At 58.4% G+C, this 20,362-nt stretch carries 20 protein-coding genes and 1 pseudogene; 4 read left to right on the top strand and 17 right to left on the bottom strand.

Annotated elements, in window-relative coordinates; translation table 11 throughout:
* Positions 1 to 23: 23 nt before the first annotated feature.
* On the top strand, positions 24 to 1,229 hold the full coding sequence (locus WMP96_RS01025) for an amidohydrolase (RefSeq protein ID WP_023021261.1): 1,206 nt from the start codon (positions 24 to 26) through the stop codon (positions 1,227 to 1,229).
* 100 nt (positions 1,230 to 1,329) lie between these two features.
* A complete protein-coding gene (locus tag WMP96_RS01020) occupies positions 1,330 to 3,720 on the top strand; it encodes a glycogen/starch/alpha-glucan phosphorylase (RefSeq protein WP_340431887.1) in 2,391 nt (796 codons plus the stop codon).
* A gap of 72 nt (positions 3,721 to 3,792) precedes the next feature.
* Here the strand turns inward: WMP96_RS01020 and WMP96_RS01015 are convergent, their stop codons facing one another.
* Both WMP96_RS01015 and WMP96_RS01010 read right to left on the bottom strand, forming a co-directional pair.
* Entirely contained in the window at positions 3,793 to 4,584 is a 792-nt protein-coding gene (locus tag WMP96_RS01015; protein ID WP_301731940.1) for an alkaline phosphatase, read from the bottom strand.
* Between the two features lie 36 nt (positions 4,585 to 4,620).
* Entirely contained in the window at positions 4,621 to 4,935 is a 315-nt protein-coding gene (locus tag WMP96_RS01010) for a hypothetical protein (protein ID WP_239204292.1), read from the bottom strand.
* Positions 4,936 to 4,951: 16 nt separating this feature from the next.
* On the opposite strand from WMP96_RS01010, the gene WMP96_RS01005 reads away from it, so the two are divergent.
* Together WMP96_RS01005 and WMP96_RS01000 are read left to right on the top strand one after the other, a co-directional pair.
* Positions 4,952 to 6,295 (top strand): IS256 family transposase, encoded by a 1,344-nt coding sequence (locus WMP96_RS01005; RefSeq protein ID WP_239204294.1) that lies wholly within the window; start codon positions 4,952 to 4,954, stop codon positions 6,293 to 6,295.
* 36 nt (positions 6,296 to 6,331) lie between these two features.
* Positions 6,332 to 7,083 (top strand): annotated as a pseudogene (locus WMP96_RS01000) (IS1634 family transposase); the annotation flags it as partial.
* Positions 7,084 to 7,090: 7 nt separating this feature from the next.
* Here the strand turns inward: WMP96_RS01000 and WMP96_RS00995 are convergent.
* The 15 genes from WMP96_RS00995 to hisD form a co-directional block, all read right to left on the bottom strand.
* Positions 7,091 to 7,981, bottom strand: a complete 891-nt coding sequence (locus WMP96_RS00995) for a cation diffusion facilitator family transporter (protein ID WP_005328806.1) — start codon at positions 7,979 to 7,981, stop codon at positions 7,091 to 7,093.
* A 290-nt stretch (positions 7,982 to 8,271) separates the two neighbouring features.
* The gene (pyk, locus tag WMP96_RS00990) at positions 8,272 to 9,687 is read right to left on the bottom strand and encodes a pyruvate kinase (RefSeq protein WP_301715781.1); all 1,416 of its coding nucleotides are present in this window, start codon (positions 9,685 to 9,687) and stop codon (positions 8,272 to 8,274) included.
* Between the two features lie 158 nt (positions 9,688 to 9,845).
* Complete coding sequence (lgt, locus tag WMP96_RS00985; RefSeq protein WP_301715632.1) at positions 9,846 to 10,799, bottom strand: prolipoprotein diacylglyceryl transferase; 954 nt, start codon at positions 10,797 to 10,799, stop codon at positions 9,846 to 9,848.
* Between the two features lie 45 nt (positions 10,800 to 10,844).
* Positions 10,845 to 11,675 carry an indole-3-glycerol phosphate synthase TrpC gene (locus WMP96_RS00980; protein ID WP_340431881.1) on the bottom strand — a complete coding sequence of 277 codons (831 nt, stop codon included), beginning with the start codon at positions 11,673 to 11,675 and terminating at the stop codon, positions 10,845 to 10,847.
* 84 nt (positions 11,676 to 11,759) lie between these two features.
* A complete protein-coding gene (locus WMP96_RS00975) occupies positions 11,760 to 12,398 on the bottom strand; it encodes a TIGR02234 family membrane protein (RefSeq protein WP_301731938.1) in 639 nt (212 codons plus the stop codon).
* Positions 12,395 to 12,757: a phosphoribosyl-AMP cyclohydrolase gene (gene hisI, locus WMP96_RS00970; RefSeq protein ID WP_023021253.1), complete on the bottom strand. Its 363-nt coding sequence runs from the start codon at positions 12,755 to 12,757 to the stop codon at positions 12,395 to 12,397. The genes WMP96_RS00975 and hisI overlap by 4 nt, the downstream gene beginning before the upstream one ends.
* Entirely contained in the window at positions 12,754 to 13,524 is a 771-nt protein-coding gene (gene hisF / locus WMP96_RS00965; protein WP_239204304.1) for an imidazole glycerol phosphate synthase subunit HisF, read from the bottom strand. The genes hisI and hisF overlap by 4 nt, the downstream gene beginning before the upstream one ends.
* A 30-nt stretch (positions 13,525 to 13,554) precedes the next feature.
* Positions 13,555 to 14,337 carry an inositol monophosphatase family protein gene (locus WMP96_RS00960; RefSeq protein ID WP_023021251.1) on the bottom strand — a complete coding sequence of 261 codons (783 nt, stop codon included), beginning with the start codon at positions 14,335 to 14,337 and terminating at the stop codon, positions 13,555 to 13,557.
* A gap of 3 nt (positions 14,338 to 14,340) precedes the next feature.
* Positions 14,341 to 15,129 (bottom strand): bifunctional 1-(5-phosphoribosyl)-5-((5-phosphoribosylamino)methylideneamino)imidazole-4-carboxamide isomerase/phosphoribosylanthranilate isomerase PriA, encoded by a 789-nt coding sequence (gene priA / locus WMP96_RS00955; protein ID WP_239204306.1) that lies wholly within the window; start codon positions 15,127 to 15,129, stop codon positions 14,341 to 14,343.
* Between the two features lie 14 nt (positions 15,130 to 15,143).
* The gene (gene hisH / locus WMP96_RS00950; RefSeq protein WP_301715630.1) at positions 15,144 to 15,776 is read right to left on the bottom strand and encodes an imidazole glycerol phosphate synthase subunit HisH; all 633 of its coding nucleotides are present in this window, start codon (positions 15,774 to 15,776) and stop codon (positions 15,144 to 15,146) included.
* A gap of 3 nt (positions 15,777 to 15,779) precedes the next feature.
* Entirely contained in the window at positions 15,780 to 17,030 is a 1,251-nt protein-coding gene (locus WMP96_RS00945) for an MFS transporter (protein ID WP_023021248.1), read from the bottom strand.
* Entirely contained in the window at positions 17,027 to 17,194 is a 168-nt protein-coding gene (locus tag WMP96_RS00940; RefSeq protein WP_023021247.1) for a hypothetical protein, read from the bottom strand. Before WMP96_RS00940 ends, WMP96_RS00945 begins: the two co-directional genes overlap by 4 nt.
* A 5-nt stretch (positions 17,195 to 17,199) precedes the next feature.
* Positions 17,200 to 17,802 (bottom strand): imidazoleglycerol-phosphate dehydratase HisB, encoded by a 603-nt coding sequence (hisB, locus tag WMP96_RS00935; protein WP_301715629.1) that lies wholly within the window; start codon positions 17,800 to 17,802, stop codon positions 17,200 to 17,202.
* On the bottom strand, positions 17,799 to 18,929 hold the full coding sequence (locus WMP96_RS00930) for a histidinol-phosphate transaminase (RefSeq protein WP_301715628.1): 1,131 nt from the start codon (positions 18,927 to 18,929) through the stop codon (positions 17,799 to 17,801). Before WMP96_RS00930 ends, hisB begins: the two co-directional genes overlap by 4 nt.
* Complete coding sequence (gene hisD / locus WMP96_RS00925) at positions 18,930 to 20,240, bottom strand: histidinol dehydrogenase (protein ID WP_301715627.1); 1,311 nt, start codon at positions 20,238 to 20,240, stop codon at positions 18,930 to 18,932.
* Between the last annotated feature and the right edge of the window lie 122 nt (positions 20,241 to 20,362).

The raw sequence follows: 20,362 nt of genomic DNA, 5'->3' as shown, positions 1-20,362 counted from the left end.
CCCAATTCCTAAGGTGTGAAACCATGTCTGATTCTGCCCGCATCGCCCAGCTCGTCACTTCCCAGCAGGCCGATCTGGAGTGGCAGCAGGACTTTTATGAGGACCTGCACCGCCACCCCGAGCTTTCCCACGAGGAAGAGCGAACCGCCGGTCGCATCCGCGCCAAGCTCGCCGATTTTGACTGCGAGGTAGTAGAGAACATCGGGGGTTATGGGATGGTCGCCATCTTCCGCAATGGCGATGGACCCACCGCTTTGCTGCGCGCGGATTTCGATGGTCTGCCGGTAGAGGAGGCCACCGGTGTTTCCTATTCCGCTGCCAATGGAAATATGCACGCCTGCGGACACGACATGCACACCACCGCGCTGCTAGGTGCCTGCGCGCTTCTCGACGCCTCCCGTAGTTCCTGGTCCGGCACCTTCCTCGCCCTTTTCCAACCGGCCGAAGAATCCTCCATGGGGGCTAAATTCATGCTGGCCGATAACCTCATTGAACGCGTCCCGCGCCCCGATATTTGCCTTGGCCAGCACATCATGCCCGGCCGCGCCGGCACGGTTCGCCACACCGCCGGCCCGATCATGGCCGGATGCGACTCCCTGCGTATCCGCGTCTTTGGCAAATCCGCCCACGCCTCCATGCCCCATAACTCCATCGACCCGACCTACATCGCGGCTATGATCGTCACCCGCCTCCAAGCCATTGTGGGCCGCGAGGTCGCCCCGCACGAGTTCTTTGTCATCTCCGTAGGCGAGCTTCACTCCGGCGATAAAAACAACATCATCCCCGACTCCGCCGAGCTGGTACTCAATACTCGCTACTATGATCCCGCGTTGGCAGAAAAGGTCTACCACTCCCTCGAACGCATGGTTAAGGCCGAGTGTGTCGCCTCCGGAAGCGAGCAGGACCCTATTTTTGAGTACTACGCCCACGGCGAGGTCACCGATAATGACGCCGCTGCCCATGCCCCAGTAGGCGAGGTTTTCGACGCCGCTTTTGGCTCCGACTCAGTCATCGCGGCCCCCTCCACCGCCTCCGAGGACTTTTGCTACCTGCCGCAGGCGTGGGGGGTACCTTATGTCTTTTGGCACATCGGCTGCACCCCGGAAGATGAGTTGCAGGATCCTCCGGTCAACCACCAAGCAACCTTCCTGCCTGACTATGCCCCCACCGTTTATGCCTCCACCCGGGCGGCATATGGTGCGGCAATGACCTACTTGGCCACGCCCTAGGTGCCCGAGACGCGTATTCTCATTCCCCCGCCTGCGGCGCAGGGCCAATGCTATTAAGCTGGCAGGCGTTTCGTGACTCCCCACAAACTTAAGGTTGAAAATGAGCCAGCCACGGCATTCTGCTTTCGAATCCACTGTTCCCTCCCATGTCCGCGCGGCCTCTGGCGTGAGCCCGCACAGCGCTTCCAACCGTAAGTTCTGGTCGGGCCTCTCCGGTGCCGTCATGGAGCAGATTGCCGATAATTGGGAGCGCACCCGTGCTGCCTACGCGGAAACGCGCCAACAGCACTACTTCTCTGCGGAATTCCTGCAGGGACGCGCGCTGCTCAATAACCTCACCAACTTGGGTCTTGTTGACGATGCCAAGGCTGCGGCCAAGGCAACCGATCACGAGCTAAGCGATGTCCTCGAAGCCGAGCATGATGCCGCGCTCGGCAACGGCGGCCTCGGACGCCTTGCCGCCTGCTTCCTCGATTCCGCTGTCACTCAGGACTACCCCGTAACCGGCTATGGCCTTCTCTACCGCTACGGCCTTTTCCGACAGTCCTTTGGGGATGGCTTCCAGAAGGAACAGCCAGATGCGTGGATGGAAAACGGCTATGACTTTGTCATTCGCCGTGCCTCTGAACAGCGCCGCGTCCACTTCGATGACATGGACGTGCGCGCAATTCCCTATGACATGCCTATCACCGGCTACGGGACCGATAACGTAGGCACCCTGCGCCTATGGAAGTCCGAGCCCATCGATGACTTCGATTACGATGCCTTTAACTCCCAGCGCTTTACCGAGGCCATCGTCGAGCGCGAGCGTGTTATGGACATCTGCCGCGTGCTCTACCCCAATGACACCACGTACGAAGGCAAGGTACTGCGCGTGCGCCAGCAGTACTTCTTTGTCTCTGCCTCCCTGCAGACCATGGTGGATAACTACATTGACCAGCACGGCGAAGACCTCACCGGGTTTGCGAAGTATAACTCCATCCAGCTCAATGACACCCACCCCGTACTTGCCATCCCGGAGCTGCTGCGCATCCTGCTCGATGAGCATGGTCTGAGCTGGGATGCAGCCTGGAAGATCGTCACCGAAACCTTCGCCTACACCAACCACACCGTGCTGGCGGAGGCGCTGGAGAGCTGGGAGGTGTCCATCTTCCAGAAGCTGTTTTGGCGCATTTGGCAGTTGGTGGAGGAAATCGACCGCCGCTTCCGCGAAGATATGGCCCACCGCGGTCTGGATCAGGGCCGCATCGACTACATGGCGCCGGTATCCAACGGCCACGTGCATATGGCCTGGATCGCCTGCTATGCCGCCTACTCCATCAATGGTGTCGCCGCCCTGCACACGGAAATCATCAAGGCCGATACGTTGGCCGAATGGCACGAACTCTGGCCGGAGAAATTCAATAACAAGACCAATGGCGTCACCCCGCGCCGCTGGCTCAAGATGTGCAACCCCCGCTTAGCAGAACTGCTCACGCAGCAGGCTGGCTCCGATGCTTGGGTCACTGACCTCACCCAACTGGCCAACCTCGCTGATAAGGCCGAGGATAAGAACCTGCTTCGCGAACTCATCGCCATCAAGCAGGCCAACAAGCGCGACTTTGCTAACTGGGTAAAAGACCACCAAGGCGCCGAGGTTAATCCCGACTCCATCTTTGATGTACAGATTAAGCGCTTGCACGAGTACAAGCGCCAGCTGATGAATGCCCTCTACGTCCTCGACCTCTACTTCCGCATCAAAGACCAGGGCGAGACGGTGCCGAAGCGCACCTTCATCTTTGGCGCAAAGGCCGCACCGGGCTACGAGCGCGCCAAGGCGATTATTAAGCTCATCAACAGCATCGCGGAGCTAGTCAATAACGACCCAGATACCAAGGACATCATCCGCGTCGTTTTTGTGGAGAACTACAACGTCTCCCCTGCCGAGCACATCATCCCCGCCGCTGATATCTCAGAGCAGATCTCTGTAGCCGGCAAAGAAGCCTCCGGTACGTCCAATATGAAGTTCATGATGAATGGCGCGCTGACTTTGGGGACCATGGATGGTGCCAACGTAGAAATCGTAGAGGCAGTCGGTGAGGACAACGCCTATATCTTTGGCGCCCGCAACGAGGAGCTTCCTGCGCTGCGCGCCGAGTACAACCCGGGCGAGCTTTACCAGAGCGTGCCAGGCTTAGCCCGCGTGCTTGATGCGCTTGTCGACGGCACCTTGGGCGCCGAAAATGCCGGCATCTTCGGCGACCTGCACTCCTCGCTTCTCGATGGTTACGGGGAGCACGCCCAGGACCAGTACTACGTCCTCGGTGACTTCGCCGACTACCGCGCTACTCGAGACCGCATGGCTGCGGACTATGAGGAAGACAACTTTGCTTGGGCTAAGAAGGCGTGGCTCAATATCTGCTATTCCGGCCGCTTCTCCTCTGACCGGACCATCGCGGACTACGCGAACGAGGTGTGGAAGATCCAGCCCACCCCGATTTCCTCACGCTAAGAAAAGGTCCTGTCCTTCGCTTTCGTGGCGAAGGACAGGATTTTTTTGGCAAGGCGCTGTGCTCAATTCTGTTTAGCGCAGGCCCATGCGCTTTAGCTGCTCATAAATAGGTTGCAAGTCAATAGTGAGCACACCCATTTGCGTAGCCAGGAAGCCGAGTCCACCGACGACGGCCCCCAGGATTCCTAGGCCGGTAGCGAGGCCTGCGGCAAAGCCCTTGCTACTACCGTCCTTGCCTTCGCCATCCGAGGGATTAGCAGTATCTCCCGGCTGTTCTGGGTCACCAGCGGAATCGGTGCCATCGTTCCACCACTCGTCAAAGACCAAATTGGCCACCAAAGTGTTGTCGATGTATTCACCGCGCACCGAATCGGTACCAGAGGTACGGGCCATAATGTCCTCCGAGCCGGCCCCCTTGAAGAAGAACGGCACTAGCTGGTTAGTGTGCTGCCCGGAGTACCAACCGTGGCGGGCAACCTTGCCCTTCTCACCTTCCATAGCATTGAAGCGGTTGTCCGCTTCAGGGTTGTCTTCTGTCGGCACCTCATTCGCACCGGAGAGATAGCCAGTCTCGTGGTCCGCGGTGACAACGAGCAGAGTATCTTCCCACGAGGAGTTTTCCTCCACCCACTTAATGGCGGCGTCAACCGACTTATTGAAATCCTGGGTCTCCTCGATATCGCGCACCGGGTTATTGCCGTGGCCGGCCCAGTCAATGGCACCGCCTTCAATCATGACGGAGAAACCATCCTCATCCTGCCCCAAAGCATTGAGCGCTCCGGTGGTCATGGTGGGAAGATCCACGACGTCGTTAAGCGGGTCAGAGTACGGTGCCTTTGCCTCGCCCGAGCGGGAGTTCTGCAACGTGGAACCTACCTGCGCGATACCCCAATACTTCTGCTACGGCTTGACGTCACCTTGCGCCATCTTCTTGAAGTCATCGTTGGACTCGAAGTAATTCCAGTCGGTCTCGCCTCCGGAAAGCTTGGCGTAGTCGTCCTCGTACATGAAGCTATAGTCGGGAGTATCGACCTTCTGGTGGTCATTATCGTAGAACGGGTGGCCAGCGGCCATGACCAAGTCGAAGGCGCTGCCGAGCATCTCACGGCTAATGTCCTGCAGCTTATCGCGGTCCTTGTTGTGCGCGGCCCACGCCGCCGGAGAGGCTTCGGAATAGAGAGTGTCTGATGGTTTGTGTGGGTACCTAACCTGCATGAGGAGATGGACCAGAATGACTACTGTGGCGAGACGAGATCCGGCTGATAAGGCCAAGATTGATGCGATTGAAAAGAAGCTTCTTGCTAACCCTGAAATCGCGAAGCTGATTGATGACCTAGGCACGTCTACAACGGATGCCAACGACCTGGTTCGCGGCATGTTGCAAGCCTCGATTACCAGGGGACTCAACGCTGAAATGGATGCCCACCTGGGCTACGAGTCTGGCGACAGGAGCGCTAAAGCTGCAGCTAGAACAGACAATCACCGCAACGGGTCGTATCCAAAGACCGTGGATTCTAACTACGGGCCAGTTACCGTTGATGTGCCGAGGGATAGGGCTGGCACATTCTTGCTGACTATGGTCCCTAAAGGCTCGAGGAGATTGACCGATGTCGATGACATGACCGTTAGCTTGTACGCCGGTGGGATGACAATTAGGGACATCCAGCACCATATGGCAACGGCGATGCGTGTTGATATTTCCCATGAGACGATTTCCGCAGTCACCGATGCCGTCCTCGATGAGGTCATGGTCTGGCAAAACCGCCAGCTAGACGAGTTCTACCCGGTCATTTTCCTGGACGCGCTGCGCATTAAAATCCGCGATGGCGGCCTAGTGGTCAATAAGTCCGCGTACATGGCAATCGGCGTGGCTCTCGACGGTATCAAGCACTTTTTGGAATCGTGGATTGCCAAAGAAGAAAGCGCTTCATCCTGGGCGCAAGTATGCGCCAATCTTTCTAACCGTGGGGTTAAAGACGTCTTTATCGTTTGCTGTAACGGGTTCAAAGGCTTGCCGGAAGAAGTAAAGGCAACCTGGCCGAACTCTATGGTGCAAACCTGTATCGTGCACCTGATTCGTGCCGCTAACCGATGGGTAGCCTACAGGGATCGCCGGGGCGTATCGGCCGCGTTGAAAAAGATTTACACCGCCACGGACGAGTCCACAGCTAAGGCTGCCTTAGACGAATTTGAAGCCTCTGAATTGGCAGAAGAGTATCCACGCTCAGTCAAAGTCTGGCAAGATGCATGGGCGCGTTTCGTACCGTTTCTCCAGTTCCCACCAGCAGCCAGCAAGGTCATTTACACGAAGAATTCGATTGAATCATTCAACAATGAACTGCGGAAAGCTACCCGCAACAGGGTGCAGTTCACTAACAATGAATCAGCGCTCAAGACGCTATGGTTGATGATCTGCAATATCGAAGACAGACGAGCTGCCAAGAGAGCGAAGCAGGGCAAACGAGTCTCAGCGACAACCGGCAGACTCATGGAAGGGACCCGAGTTTCCGGCTGGAAACAAGCCATTAACCAAATGGCCGTGGCCTACCCCGACAGCTTCGACAAATACCTATAAACCTAGCCCCACACACAAACAACTTGACACCCTCCGAACAAGCAAGCATTGATAGATGCAGGTCTGCACTACATTTTGTCGGTGAAACCCCACCGTGCCTGAGGTGATTGAAACCTGGCGGCGGGAAATCCCTGGTGAAGCCTACGCCCACGGCCGGATCTGGACACAAGCCTCGGCAAGCGATGCGCGCAAACACACAGCCCCGAATACGGTGACCCACTTCCAGTACTCCTATGATCGGGCCAGACGCGGCCTGCGCGGAATCAAAGAGCAAGTCGCAAAAGCCAAACGCGCTGTTGACGGCGAAATCGCCATTAAGCGCAACCGCTATTTCGATCTTTCCACCCCGAACAAGAAGGTCAACTACGCTCTTGCTGCCAAACACCGAGCCCTAGCCGGAATTAAAGGCTATGAAACCGACCTGACCGCTCTTCCCGCCCTGGAGGTTATCGGGCATTACCGCAGGCTATTCCACATTGAAAATGTCGTATCGGATGTCGAAATCAGACCTGAAAGCACGCCCAATCTATGCGAGGAAACAAAACTCGATCACAGCACATCTCAATATTGTGATGGCAGCACTAGCCGTGACCCACCTGATGGAGACCCGCAGTGGTCACTTCATCAAACGCCTCGTGAGAACACTCAAGAAATACCGCAGCTTTCAACTCGTCGTTGGCGGCGAAACCATTCACGCCGCCGTACCATTCCCGCCCGACCTCACTGCCACCATCCAAGTAATCACCGGCCGCGAACTTCCGCACAAAAATTGGCCTAAGTCAGGTTAGAAGGGAATCAGCACACCGTCTCGTGGGATTCGTGCTCTGGGTGCTCAATCTGGATGGTGGAGTGCTCGATACCGTGTTCGCGCAGGGCCTGCTGGGCGGCATCCAACAGCGGGCCGGTGCCGACGGTGCCGTCGCGCACGATATGCACGGTCGTGAGCACGTTCACGCCGTCCAGGCTCCACAGGTGCAGGTCGTGGATGTCAGCAACGCCCTCGACCTGCCGCAGCGCGGGCTCGATCGCACTGGCGTCGAAGTCCGCCGGGACTTGCTCGAGCAGCACGCTCGCCGAAAGCCGCATGAGCTGCCAGGCGCGCGGCAGCACCATCGCCGCGATCGCTAGGGAGGCGATCACGTCCGCCGCCACAAACCCCGTGGTCAGTACCACGATGCCGGCCACGATTACTGCGACCGAGCCGAGCATATCCACTAACACGTGCAAGAACGCGCCCTCCACGTTGATCGAGGATTTGCGGTGCCGGTGCAGAACCCACGCCGATAGCGCATTCGCCACCAGGCCGATCACCGCGATGATCAGCATCGTTTTTCCCTGCACTTCGGCCGGGCTCTGCAGGCGGCGCACCGCCTCGACGACAATCCACACCGAGATCGCCAGCACCATCACTGCGTTCGCCAGTGCAGCAAGCACCTCCACTCGTCGGTAGCCGTACGTGGCCTGAGCCGATGCTTGTCGGCGCCCAACCAACACCGCTAACACCGCGATGATCAACCCCGCAGCGTCGGAAAGCATGTGCATCGCATCCGCCATCAGCGCCATCGAACCCGCCAACCAGCCGCCGATCAGCTCCGCGAAGAAGACGGTGCCGGTAATGCCTAGCGCAATCAAGAGTGCGCGCAGCGGCGTGCTGGAGTGATCGTGGTCGTGGTGCTCGTGTGCCATGCACTCAGCCTATCCCCGTCGACGCTTATTGACAATTAAATGAAAATAGATGGCGGTAAGCGCAGCCACTGAGGCCAAGTCGGCCTGATTTAGGTCATTGTGCAGTTGTCCTTTGAATGCGTAGAGAAGCTGAAACATGAACAACCAAAAAGTACTGCAGCCGCATGTCAGGAAAGCAACCGCTGAGTGTACTCGAGGTAAATATAAATCTACATTTGTATAAATAGCCGAAAGCGCCGCGCCCCGTGGAACGTGTTAAGGGGTGGGGCGCGGCGCTTATGCGAAGAAAATTACTTCTTAGTTTCACCCAACAAGTGGCACTGAATCATGTTGGTATTGCCGGCAATTCCTGGAGGCGTACCAGCAATGACGACAATCATGTCGCCTTCCTCGTACTTGTCCATCTCCAGCAATGCGTCATCGATGGCTTCCATCATGTCATCGGTGGACTTAACGTGCGGGCTCAAGAAAGTCTCCGCGCCCCAGGTCAACGCCAGCTGGGAACGCACGGCCGGATTCGGGGTAAACGCCAACAGCGGCAGCTGGGAATGCAGGCGGGCTACACGCTTGGCAGTATCACCGGAGGTGGTGAAGGCCACGATGGCCTTAGCATTAAGGCGCTCTGCAATATCGCGAGCGGAGTAGGACACCACACCACGCTTGGTGCGCGGAACGTGGGTAAGCGGTGGAACCTTGCCGCCGTCTTCAGCATTAGCCACAATCTTGGACATGGTGCGCACAACGTTCTGCGGGTCAATGCCCACGGAAGTCTCACCAGAGAGCATGACAGCATCGGCACCATCGAGCACGGCGTTGGCCACGTCGGATGCCTCTGCACGGGTCGGGCGCAGGTTGGAAATCATCGAATCCAGCATCTGGGTAGCCACGATAACCGGCTTAGCGTTTTCACGCGCAATCTGGATAGCGCGCTTCTGGAACAGCGGCACGCGCTCAAGTGGCACCTCAACGCCGAGGTCACCACGGGCAATCATGATGGCGTCGAAGGCCAGCACGATAGACTCGAGGGCATCGACTGCCTCCGGCTTTTCCAGCTTCGCAATAACCGGAACGCGGCGACCTTCTTCATCCATAATCTCGTGGACCTTATCCACGTCAGCTGGGGAGCGAACGAAGGAAAGCGCGACAAGGTCTACGCCAAGCTTCAGAGCGAAGCGCAGGTCAGCGATATCCTTCTCCGACAGGGCCGGCACGGAGATATCCATGCCAGGAAGGGAAACGCCCTTGTTATTAGAAACCGGGCCACCCTCGGTAACCTCACACACGACGTCATTGCCGTCGACTTCCTTACAGACAACGGCGACCTTTCCGTCGTCGATAAGCAGGCGGTCACCCGGCTTGGCGTCCTTGGCCAAGCCCTTATAAGTGGTAGATACTCGGTCGTGGGTGCCTTCGATATCGTCCACGGTAATGCGGACGATTTCACCGTTATCCCACTGCTCCTCGCCGTTAATAAAGCGGCCAAGGCGAATCTTGGGGCCCTGCAGGTCCGCCAAAATACCGACGGCGCGGCCGGTCTTATCAGTAGCCTGGCGCACCCAGTTGTAATTCGCCTCGTGGTCCGCGTGCTCGCCGTGAGACATATTCAAGCGGGCAACGTCCATGCCGTCTTGAACGAGGCGCAAAATGCCATCCTCGCTAGCAACGGCAGGGCCGAGAGTACAGACAATCTTTGTTCTTCTATCCAGCATTATTGGCCTATTCCGTCGGGGAAACTGAACACTCCCCAACCTACTCCTTCGTATGGATTGCGGCCACAATTTTGGACCCCCATTTTCCGAACGGACACTCAAAAATGCCCCAACCCCCACACAATCAAACCTATTCGGAAATACTGGGGTAGAACCTACGTTGCTGCAGAGTCCGGATGCTGCCCCTCAGGTACCGCGCTACCATCGCCACGCCCGTTACTATCGCGGCGCTCGGCCCAATACTTAGGATCTACCTCTGCGGGAGACTCTGGGCCTTGGCGGCGCCTATCAAGCAAGAAAAAGACGACCGCAGAAATGATGAAAATCACCAGGGAGACGATGATATTCACGCGCAGCCCGAAGATATGGGTAGCTTCATCGGAACGCATTCCTTCGATAAAGAACCGGCCCAACGTATAGCCCATGACGTAGAGGGCAAAGACTCGTCCGTGCCCCAACTTCCATGCCTTGTGCGCCCACAAGAGGAATAGACATACAAGGACGTTCCACACCAGCTCGTAGAGAAAGGTCGGATGCACCGAAGTCATAACCTCACCCGTGGAGTGCCCGGAAACCGGCGCATAACCGCCGTTGTCATTGACTCGGTAGTAAATATCTAAAGCCCATGGAACGTCGGTCGGGCGCCCGTAAAGTTCTTGGTTAAACCAGTTGCCTAGCCGCCCAATCGCCTGCGCGAGGACCAGGCCCGGGGCCACCGCATCAGCAAAGGGGCCGAGTGGAACCTTCTTCACTTTGAAAAGTACCCACAAGGCCAGCGCGCCGAGAGCAACAGCGCCCCAGATGCCAAGGCCGCCATTGGTAATCTTCAGCGCATCCGCGGGATTGCAACCACCGCAGAAGTACTTCTGATTATCGGTGATGACGTGGTAGAGCCGCCCGCCAATGATGCCGGCTGGGATAACCACGATGGCAGCATCCCACACTGTGTCTGGGTTACCGCCGCGAGCAGTATATCGGCGCAAGGTCATGCGCAGGCCGACGATAATGCCCACGATGATGCACAGCGCGTACGCACGGATGGGAAGTGGCCCCACCTGCCACACGCCCTGCGGCGGAGACGGAATATTTGCAAGAATTTCTGTGTGCACGTAGCCAGTGTGCCTTATCCCCCACCCCGCCAGCTAGTCGGGGTATTACTCTAATTTGCGCGCGGGGCACGCTGGGTGCTGGCCGGCGGCCACCAACGACCGAGCCAACGCTGTAGAATCTTGGGCCGCCATGACTGATTCGCCGACGAGCACCGCATCGGCGCCCCGGGAAGCATAGTGAAAAAGGTTGCGCGCGTTGTTTACCCCACCTACTGCAATGCGCAGGATGGATTCGGGCAGGCCCGGGGCAATATCGTTGAACGCGTCACGGTTAATCGCGTCCGAGGCTAAAGACCACGCATTGATGGAAATAACGCTACTTCCAGCCTTAATAGCGCGGTCGACCTCCGCACAGTTGCGTACCTCGACGATGGCGGTCATACCAAGCGATTCCACGCGGTCTAGTAGCGCCTCCAAGCGAGCCTGCTCCAGCAGCTCTACTTGCAGCGGAATAGCATCAGCCCCATAACAGCGGGCCTCATGAATTTGGTAGGGATCCACGATGAGATCTCGTGACATCATGGGCACATCAATCGCGGCGCGGGCAGCCGCCATGTCCTCCAAAGAACCGTGGAAGCGGCGGAAATCAGTCTGGCACGCCATAAGGTGTACGCCGCAGTCCTCAAAGGTGCGGGCCCATTGCGCCATGTGCTCCGCAGAGCCAACATGTGCAATCTCACCGCCGTAGGGAACGGCACGCTTGAGCTCCGTGATAACGGAGCAGCCGGGGCGCAAGAGAGCTGCGCGCACATCCCGGGGAGATTCCATGTCACGCGAGCGTGCCTTTACTTCCTGGAACGACACACGGGACTCCCGCGCAGCGACGTCCTCTAAGACTCCTGCTACTAGGTGGTCAACAGCAATGGGCGTAGGCATCAGCACCTCCCTCCACGGGCGATTGAAATCACACTTAGGTTAACCCGCTCCCGTGCAGTTGCGGAAATTGCACAGGCTACGGGGCTATTTTTTATCCATATCAGTGGGATCGATATCACTATCAAGCGCGTCCCACATCACGCGGCCAGAATCAGAGGAGGTTTCCAAATCCTCCTCCAATTTCGCTTGCCGCGCTGCCGGCGTCTCGTATTTGCTAGATGCCTTCACTTTATCCTCGCCTGGGTTGCGCGCTAGCATAACCGCACCAAAAAGGGCTATTGCCGCTCCTGCCAGAGCCAAAATCGGCCCCCAGGCATGCACCTCGGTGGAAATGACTGTGGCCCATTTAGAAATTTGCGCGGAATCTACTGCATTCTTATTAGCCGAGGCACCCTGCAAGATCTTCTGTGCGCGCTCAGCATCCGCGCCCGCCGTCAGCAAGCTAACCGGGGTCCATGCACTGGCCGCTGCTGCGAGGGCACAAATAATGCCCACTACGCGCCTACCGATGCGGCGCAGAGCCATTCCCGCGACGGCGCCGGCAACCAACACAAGGGTCAAGGCCATAATCTCTAGCGACCATGCCGAACCTATGATGTCATTGGCGGCGGAGCCGGCCTTATCATCTTCGCTGGCAGCAACCACCCACGTGACACGGGAAGACAGCCACAATACGATGGCTCCTACAGCGATAAGTAACGGTCCAAGGCGTTTAGCCTTCACGATTGTCCTCCTAGGAGATCTGTGGCGTCAAAGCACGTGCGGTCACCGGTATGGCAGGCGCCGCCACGCTGCCGCACGGTCAGCAGGATAGTATCTCCATCACAGTCAAGGCGAACGCCCAGCACCTCTTGGGTGTGGCCAGAAGTCTCACCCTTGACCCAGTACTCATTGCGCGAGCGCGAAAAATACGTGGCCTTGCGCGTGGCAAGGGTATGCGCCAAAGCATGGTCATCCATCCATGCCATCATCAGTACCTCACCGGACTCAGCCTGGGCAATGGCCGGCACCAAGCCTTGGTCATTGCGCTTGAGCTGCTTGGCGATGCCCCCATCTAGTTCATAGTCGGCCGGGTTACTCATCGGCGCACCTCGTAACCTGCGGCGTCTAGGGTGTCCTTTACGTCGCAAATTTCTACCTCACCAAAATGGAAAATGCTTGCGGCCAAAACGGCATCGGCACCGGCCGCAACGGCCGGTGGGAAATCCGCGGCGCTGCCCGCACCGCCAGAAGCGATGATGGGAATAGTCACTGCCTCGCGCACGGCATACAGCAGGTCCACATCAAATCCTTGCTTGGTGCCATCGCCATCCATCGAGTTGAGGAGAATCTCCCCTACTCCGAGTTCCTCGCCACGGCGAGCCCACTCAATGGCGTCTATTCCGGCCGACTTCGTGCCACCATGCGTGGTGACCTCGTAACCAGAGGGCGCAAACTCCTCCCGGCACCGGCGGGCATCAACGGACAGCACGATGCATTGGGCCCCGAAAACCTCGGCCATTTCGCGCAGCACTTCCGGATTCTTAATCGCTGCCGTATTTACGGAAACCTTATCTGCACCGGCGCGCAGTAGCTCCCGGACGTCGTCGACGCTGCGTACCCCGCCGCCAACTGTTAGTGGGATAAATACCTGGTCCGCAGTGCGGCGTACAACCTCTAGCATGGTTGAACGCCCTTGCTTTGAGGCAGATACATCCAAAAATGTAAGCTCGTCAGCGCCTAAGGAGTCATAACGCGCGGCCAACTCCACCGGGTCGCCGGCATCGCGCAGGTTTTCGAAGTTAACGCCCTTGACCACTCGGCCTTGGTCCACGTCTAGGCAGGGGATAACACGTACGGCTACAGCCATATCGGCCGCCTCCTTTGTGAGAATGAAGTCTTAGCGGTGAAAGGAACCGCTATGACGGGACAGGATGTCCACGATAGTGGCATGGACCTGCGGGGTACCTGCGACCAAGCCACGCGACTGCGCAGTCCACGGATTTCCTTCCGGATCAGTCACTACTCCGCCGGCGGTTTGAATTTGCAGTGCACCAGCGGCGTTATCCCACGGGTGTGGGGAGAAGTTAATCGCGCCATCAAATACGCCCTGCGCAACAAAGGCATTATCCAGCCCCACTGAACCGGTCATCCGCGGGCGCAGGCCGGTTTCGCGCAGCTCGTGGAAGATCTCAGTGGGCAGATGAGAAGAGCAGCCCACGTGTCCGCGCGCTTCATCGAAGCCCATCGCGTCCTCCCCACCGCCGAAGCCAGTAGCAGGCCCGCCTACTGAGCGCAGTGGAGAGCCATCGCAAGTGACCAAACGTCGCCCCAATAATGGGAAATCAGACACCGCTACAACAGGTGCGCCCTTATGGATGAGCGCCACCAAGATGCCGGCTAAAGGGTTTCCAGCGGAGTAATTTGCGGTGCCATCAATCGGATCTACCACCCACACGGTATCTAGCACGCTGCCGCCGGATTCTTCTCCGTACACCGGGATGCCGGTCATTTGAGTCAAAATATCCCGCAGCTGTTGCTCGATGACGAGATCTACCTCGGTGGCAAAATCTCCCTGCCCTTTAAAGCGGGCGGGCTGCGCACCAAGGCCGGAACGAAAAATGGGTTCTACTTGGTCTACGGCCGCCTCCGCGAAGGCCACCAACTCGCGGGGTTCCATCATGGCTTAGTTGTCCTCAGGGTCGAACGGGTCAATGGTTTCTTCCGCCGGCAGCGGCTCTACCTCGGCCACTGCTGCGAGAGCTTCTTCGAGGCTGAATTTCCCCTCGTAGAAGGCTTTTCCAATGATGGCGGAATCAATGCCCTCATTTTCATAGAGAGCAAGCTCGCGCAGGTCTTCCACGCTAGAGATACCACCGGAGGCGGTGATTTTAGCTTCCGTAGCCATGGCGACCTCGCGCAACAGCTCGATATTCGGTCCGCTTAGCGTGCCGTCTTTAGATACGTCTGTCACCACAAAGCGCTGGCATCCGGCAGCATCGAGGCGCTCGAGCACCTCCCACAGGTCGCCGCCATCGGAAACCCAACCATTGCCCGCAGTGCGCCACTCGCCGCCTTCCTCGCGCACGGCGAGATCCACGGCAACCTTATCGCCATAGCGCGCAAGGATATCTTCTATCCATTCCGGCTGTTCAAGAGCAGCGGTGCCAATATTAATGCGCTGCGCGCCGGTAGCCAGTGCTTGCTCTACTGCGGCATCGTCTCGGATGCCGCCACTAAGTTCCACGTTTATGCCCAGCTCTGCGGTGATATTCGCCATCTGCTCGTGGTTGGAACCGCGGCCGAATGCCGCATCCAAGTCCACAAAATGCAGCCATTGCGCGCCGTGGGACTGCCACTTCAATGCGGCATCGCGCGGCGCGCCGTAGGAGGTTTCGGTGCCTGCTTCGCCTTTGTCCAAGCGCACCGCTTGACCTTGAGAGACATCAACTGCGGGCAAAAGGGTAAAAGTCATAGTCATCATCCTACCTAGAGCGTGCGCATCCAGTTTTCCAAAAGCTGTGCGCCAGCGTCCCCGGATTTTTCCGGGTGGAATTGGGTCGACCACAAAGCGCCATTTTCCACCGCCGCGACAAACCTATCACCCGCGTGCTCGGCCCAGCTGACCAAGGGTGGACGGGTGATTTCCGTTTCCAACTCCCAGCGGCGGACGCCATAGGAATGCACAAAATAGAACCGCTCGTCTTCGGACAAGCCTGCAAACATATCGCTGCCGACGGGAACCGCAACGGTATTCCACCCCATATGCGGCAGGACTGTAGAGTGAAGTTTTTCAACGGTGCCGGGCCACTCGCCGCAGCCGGTGGAATTGATGTTGTGCTCCACCCCGACGTCGAAAAGCACCTGCATACCTACGCAAATACCCAGCACTGGCCGCTCCCCTGCCAGGCGCTGGCCGATGACCCTTGGCCCCTGAACCGCGTTTAGCCCGCGCATACATGCGTCAAAAGCGCCAACGCCGGGGACAAGCAGACCGTCTGCGTCCACCGCTGCTTTGGGATCCGCAGTCACGGCAACTTCCGCGCCTACTCGCTCCAGCGCGCGCTGTGCCGAGCGCACATTGCCCGCGCCGTAATCCAATAATGCGACCGTCTTTGCCATGGGCTATACCTTACGCATGCGACGCAGACGCGTTCGGATATCGTTGGTTTCACTCACGCGGGTGCGCCCAAGGATAAAATCTGCCAGCGTCATTAGTACGCCAACGCCGAGGATAGCCACACCGGCGCCAAACGCCCCCGCGTAGCCGTAGCCGGCAACCAACGCACCCAAAAGGGTCGAGCCCAAGCCGGTGCCGCCATCATAGAAGATATTCCAAATGGCCGAAGCCTCCGAGACACGCTCGCGCGGTAGACGGTCAAACATCGACAACAGGGCTTCATTTTGGGCAATGCCAAAGGCCCCGCCGAATAGGAAGGCACCCAGCACAAGCCACCACACGGAGCCGTCGAGGTAGAGCGGGACGGCGATGGCGAGCACACCCACAATGGCCATGATCTGGCTGGGGATATACAACCGGCCGGGAGTGCCCACGCGGTCTGCCACCATGCCAGCGAAGTAGCGGAAAATCATGGCCGCGCCACCCACGATGGACAGCATGATGCCGGCAAGGCTGGCGCCACGCTCTGCATCTAGTTCCTGCACCGCCGGCGGCAGGAAGGACGACACGGCGCCGTAGCTCATGGAGAAAGTCGTTAACGCTAGTGCAGGCACTGCCACCAGCTTCCACGTGGGAACGCGGATTAGGTTGGGCTCGTCTTCGGTATCAGAAGCCAGCGTGACCTTTATCTTGGGAATGCGCAAGCACAAACCAAAGCCCACGAAGCCAATGATGCCGGCAGTGATATACGTCGAGGCATAACCCAGCTTTTCCGCCATGACCAAGCCCAAGGGCAAAAAGACCATTTGGCCTAGTCCCGTAAACACACCGATCATGCCGGTGGCCTTGCCCAAAAGGCGAACAGGTGCCAACTCGGCAATAAGCGCAGACTCGGAAACGGTCAGCGCGCCAAAGCCCACCCCGCGCAAAGCGGAAAAGAGTAGGACAACCCAAGCATCTGTTCCCAAAAGATGTCCGAAGGCGGGGACGCCCAAGGTAAAGGCGGAAAGTGCCATCACGCGGCGATAGCCCCAACGGCGCAGCAGCCACGGGGAAATGATCTGCGTAAGCACGGTAAAGGCCATGAAGATGCCGGTGGATGAGCCTGCCAAGGTAGCTGAGCCGCCGGAGTCAATGACAGCGAGCGGCACCACCGGAAGGAGGATGGACCAAGCGCCGAAAGCGGCGGCAATGGCCATCATAGTGGCGGTATAGCCCGGGATCTTCCAAATATTAGTCTCTTGGGTTTTGCTCACTTACCAAACGCTCCTACCATCCACGAAATTGCTGCTACCACGGTAATTGCGGCCAAAAGGGAGGCTACTACTGTCATTGCCTTCGACCCCTGTTGGTAGGCAGTCCATGCACCGCCTACTAACATGCCTGCCACGAGGAAAAGAACCAAGATCATAACATGCATGCTTTTTAGAGTGCTCCCTTCGTCGAAGGAATTCCAGTCCGACGGGGGTCGGGTTCCACGGCAGCGCGCAGCGCACGCGCCACGGCTTTAAACTCCGCCTCCGTAAGGTGGTGCGGATCGCGCCCATAGCGCACGTTGAGGTGCAGCGTTATCGCAGCGTGGGCAGCAAGCGTTTCAAAAAAGTGGCGGTTAATCACCGTGGCGTAGTGGCCACCAATTATGTGCCACTGCAGGTGCTCTGGCTCGCCGTTCATCACGAAATAAGCGCGGCCAGAAAAATCCACCACCGCTTCAACCAACGTTTCATCCATGGGCAGTAGCTGGGATCCGAAACGACGAATGCCGGCCTTATCCCCCACTGCTTCCCGCAGTGCGGTACCGAGCACGATGGCGGTATCTTCCACGGTGTGGTGGGCATCGATCTCGGTATCACCCGCTGCCTGCACGGTGAGATCAAAGCTGCCGTGGGTGGCAAACGAGGTCAGCATATGATCGAAAAAGGGCAGGCCGGTGGAAATATCGCGGCGTCCCGTGCCGTCTAGGTCGATGACCACGGAAATCTGCGATTCAGAGGTAGACCGCTGGGCGCGTCCTACACGGTTGCTCATGGTTCGCTCCTTTCTCCTCCGACCGGATTATCCGCTACTACTGTATCCGCAAGGTCCTCAGCTACTGCCAAAAAGGCCGAGTTTTCTTCCGGCAGGCCCACGGTCATGCGCAGGTGCCCGGCAATCCCGACATCCCGGATGAGTACTTCTTTATCCAAGAACTGCTGCCATACGCGCTGCTGGTCAGCAAAGCGGCCGAAGAAGAGGAAATTGGATTCACTAGGCAGGACCGTATAGCCCAGTTCCCGCAAGCGAGCTGCCACGCGCTCGCGCTCGCTGGCGATCTTTTCCACGGTGGCGAGCGTATCCGCGCTATGGCGCAACGCCACTGTCGCCGCAGCTTGGGAGAGCACAGACAGGTGATACGGAAGTCGCACTAACATGACGGCTTCTACAAAGGCCGGATCTGCCACAAAATAGCCAAGGCGGCCACCGGCGAAGTCGAAGGCCTTGGACATGGTGCGCGAGACCACCAACTTTGTGGGGTATTTATCCAGCAGCGTCACTGCGGAGGGCGAAGAGGAGAATTCGCCGTAGGCTTCATCGACGATGAGGATTCCCGGCGCGGCGTCGGCAAGCGCGGCAATATCGTCCAGACTAGTCACCCCGCCGGTGGGGTTATTCGGCGTTGTCACAAAGATGATATCCGGCTGGTGCCGCGCCACGGCCGCCAGAGCCCGGTCCATGTCTATGCGGAAATCCTCGTCCCGCGGGCACTCCACAAACTGCGTGTAGGTTCCGTCCGCAAGGATGGGGTGCATGGAATAAGACGGCGTAAAGCCGAGCACGCTGCGGCCTGGACCACCAAAGGCCTGTAGAAGCTGCTGCAAAATCTCATTCGATCCGTTCGCCGCCCATACCTGCTCATAACTAACCCCCACCCCGGTCTGTTCGGAAACGTAATGGGCCAAGGCTTTACGCAGCTCTACGGCATCGCGTTCCGGATAGCGATTGAGCGTGGAGGCAAGGCGCTGAGTCTCCGCCACCAAATCAGCAACGAGCGCTGGAGAGGGCGGATAGGGATTTTCATTGGTATTGAGTTGGTAGGCCACAGTGAGTTGCGGCGCACCATAGGCGGACTTGCCGCGCAATTCCTCGCGCAGGGGAAGATCTGTCAATTGCGTCATTTAGTTCTCCTCGAATCGGGCGCGGATTGCTTCGCCGTGGGCAGGCAGCCCCTCAGCCTTAGCAAAGGCGATGACCTGCGGGGCAATTTCTTCCAGCGCAGCTCGGTCATAGTTAATGAGGTTGACCGGCCGCATAAAGGTGTGGGTAGACAGGCCAGCCGAAAAGCGCGCCGTGCCGGAGGTGGGCAGCACGTGATTGGAACCGGCAGCGTAGTCCCCGAGTGGCACAGGGGCGAAGTCCCCCACAAAGATGGCACCAGCGTGCTTAATCCGCTCAGCTACCGTGCCGGGTTCTGCGGTGTGGATCTCCAGGTGCTCGGCAGCATAGGCATTAGCCACCGCAATCGCTGCGTCCAGGGAATCGACCACCACAATGCCGGATTGCTCGCCGCCTAAGGCCGCGGCCGCCCGCTCCGCATTAGCGGTAGCGCCGTAGCGCGCCTCCACCTCCGCGTTCACCCGCTGAGCGAGGCTTTCTGATTCCGTTATAAGCACACTCGCTGCCATCGGATCATGCTCGGCCTGGGAGATAAGGTCATAAGCCACATACACGGGGTTTGCGGTGTCATCGGCGATGATGGCAATTTCGGTCGGACCTGCTTCTGCATCTGTCCCCACTACCCCGCGCACCAAGCGCTTGGCTGCGGTAACGAAAATATTTCCCGGCCCCGTAATCATGTCTACTGGTGCCAGCTCGGCATCATCATCGCCGTAGGCCAAAAGCGCAATAGCCTGGCCACCGCCTATAGCCCACACCTCATCTACGCCAAGCATCTGGCACACAGCTAGCACCGTGGGGTGCGGTAGACCGCCGAACTCCTTTTGCGGGGGCGAGGCCACCACTAAGCTTTCTGCGCCGGCCGCCTGCGCCGGCACCGCGTTCATGATCACAGACGAGGGATAGACAGCCTTGCCTCCCGGCACGTACAAACCGACGCGCTCGATGGGGCGAAAGACCTCGGTCACCGTGGCGCCCCGAGCCAGTTCGGTGGTATGTGCGGTCGGTTTTTGTTCGAGGTGGACCTTGCGGACGCGCTCAATCGAGGCCTCAATTGCTCGGCGCACCTGTGGATCTAAGCCAGCGACGGCCTTGTCCAATTCCGCTTGCGGTACCCGCAGGTGGCGCGGGCGCACGCCATCAAAAAGTTCGCTGTAGTCCAGTGCCGCCGCGGCGCCTTCTTGACGGACGCGATGAACCATTGGTGCCACTTTGTCCACTACAGCGGCGACGTCGGTGCCGCCGCGTGGCAGGACTCGCCGCAGCTGGGCAGGGCGCAGCTTTGTGCCGCGCAAATCGATGGTCCGAAGCATTTCCGGCTCCCATTATTCTTATCGGATTTCTATTATTAAACAATATCCTAATGTCCAAATGCCAGCGAGGGGGCGGGTTTGGACGATAGACTCGGACTCAACACAGCTTTAAGGTGGTGGCA

Source organism: Corynebacterium sp. KPL4035 (assembly GCF_037908325.1).
GTDB classification, from domain to species: Bacteria; Actinomycetota; Actinomycetes; order Mycobacteriales; family Mycobacteriaceae; genus Corynebacterium; species Corynebacterium kefirresidentii.
The sequence above is the reverse complement of the archived record's forward strand: the minus strand, read 5'-3'. Positions and strand labels throughout refer to the sequence as shown.

Excerpts from the sequence above, each read along its gene's own strand:
- WMP96_RS01025 (WP_023021261.1), top strand. The coding sequence starts at position 24 with ATGTCTGATTCTGCCCGCATCGCCCAGCTCGTCACTTCCCAGCAGGCC.
- WMP96_RS01020 (WP_340431887.1), top strand. The coding sequence starts at position 1,330 with ATGAGCCAGCCACGGCATTCTGCTTTCGAATCCACTGTTCCCTCCCAT.
- WMP96_RS01010 (WP_239204292.1), bottom strand. The coding sequence starts at position 4,935 with ATGCAGGTTAGGTACCCACACAAACCATCAGACACTCTCTATTCCGAA.
- WMP96_RS01005 (WP_239204294.1), top strand. The coding sequence starts at position 4,952 with ATGACTACTGTGGCGAGACGAGATCCGGCTGATAAGGCCAAGATTGAT.
- WMP96_RS00995 (WP_005328806.1), bottom strand. The coding sequence starts at position 7,981 with ATGGCACACGAGCACCACGACCACGATCACTCCAGCACGCCGCTGCGC.
- WMP96_RS00980 (WP_340431881.1), bottom strand. The coding sequence starts at position 11,675 with ATGCCTACGCCCATTGCTGTTGACCACCTAGTAGCAGGAGTCTTAGAG.
- hisI (WP_023021253.1), bottom strand. The coding sequence starts at position 12,757 with ATGAGTAACCCGGCCGACTATGAACTAGATGGGGGCATCGCCAAGCAG.
- hisF (WP_239204304.1), bottom strand. The coding sequence starts at position 13,524 with ATGGCTGTAGCCGTACGTGTTATCCCCTGCCTAGACGTGGACCAAGGC.
- WMP96_RS00960 (WP_023021251.1), bottom strand. The coding sequence starts at position 14,337 with ATGATGGAACCCCGCGAGTTGGTGGCCTTCGCGGAGGCGGCCGTAGAC.
- priA (WP_239204306.1), bottom strand. The coding sequence starts at position 15,129 with ATGACTTTTACCCTTTTGCCCGCAGTTGATGTCTCTCAAGGTCAAGCG.
- hisH (WP_301715630.1), bottom strand. The coding sequence starts at position 15,776 with ATGGCAAAGACGGTCGCATTATTGGATTACGGCGCGGGCAATGTGCGC.
- WMP96_RS00940 (WP_023021247.1), bottom strand. The coding sequence starts at position 17,194 with ATGCATGTTATGATCTTGGTTCTTTTCCTCGTGGCAGGCATGTTAGTA.
- hisB (WP_301715629.1), bottom strand. The coding sequence starts at position 17,802 with ATGAGCAACCGTGTAGGACGCGCCCAGCGGTCTACCTCTGAATCGCAG.
- WMP96_RS00930 (WP_301715628.1), bottom strand. The coding sequence starts at position 18,929 with ATGACGCAATTGACAGATCTTCCCCTGCGCGAGGAATTGCGCGGCAAG.
- hisD (WP_301715627.1), bottom strand. The coding sequence starts at position 20,240 with ATGCTTCGGACCATCGATTTGCGCGGCACAAAGCTGCGCCCTGCCCAG.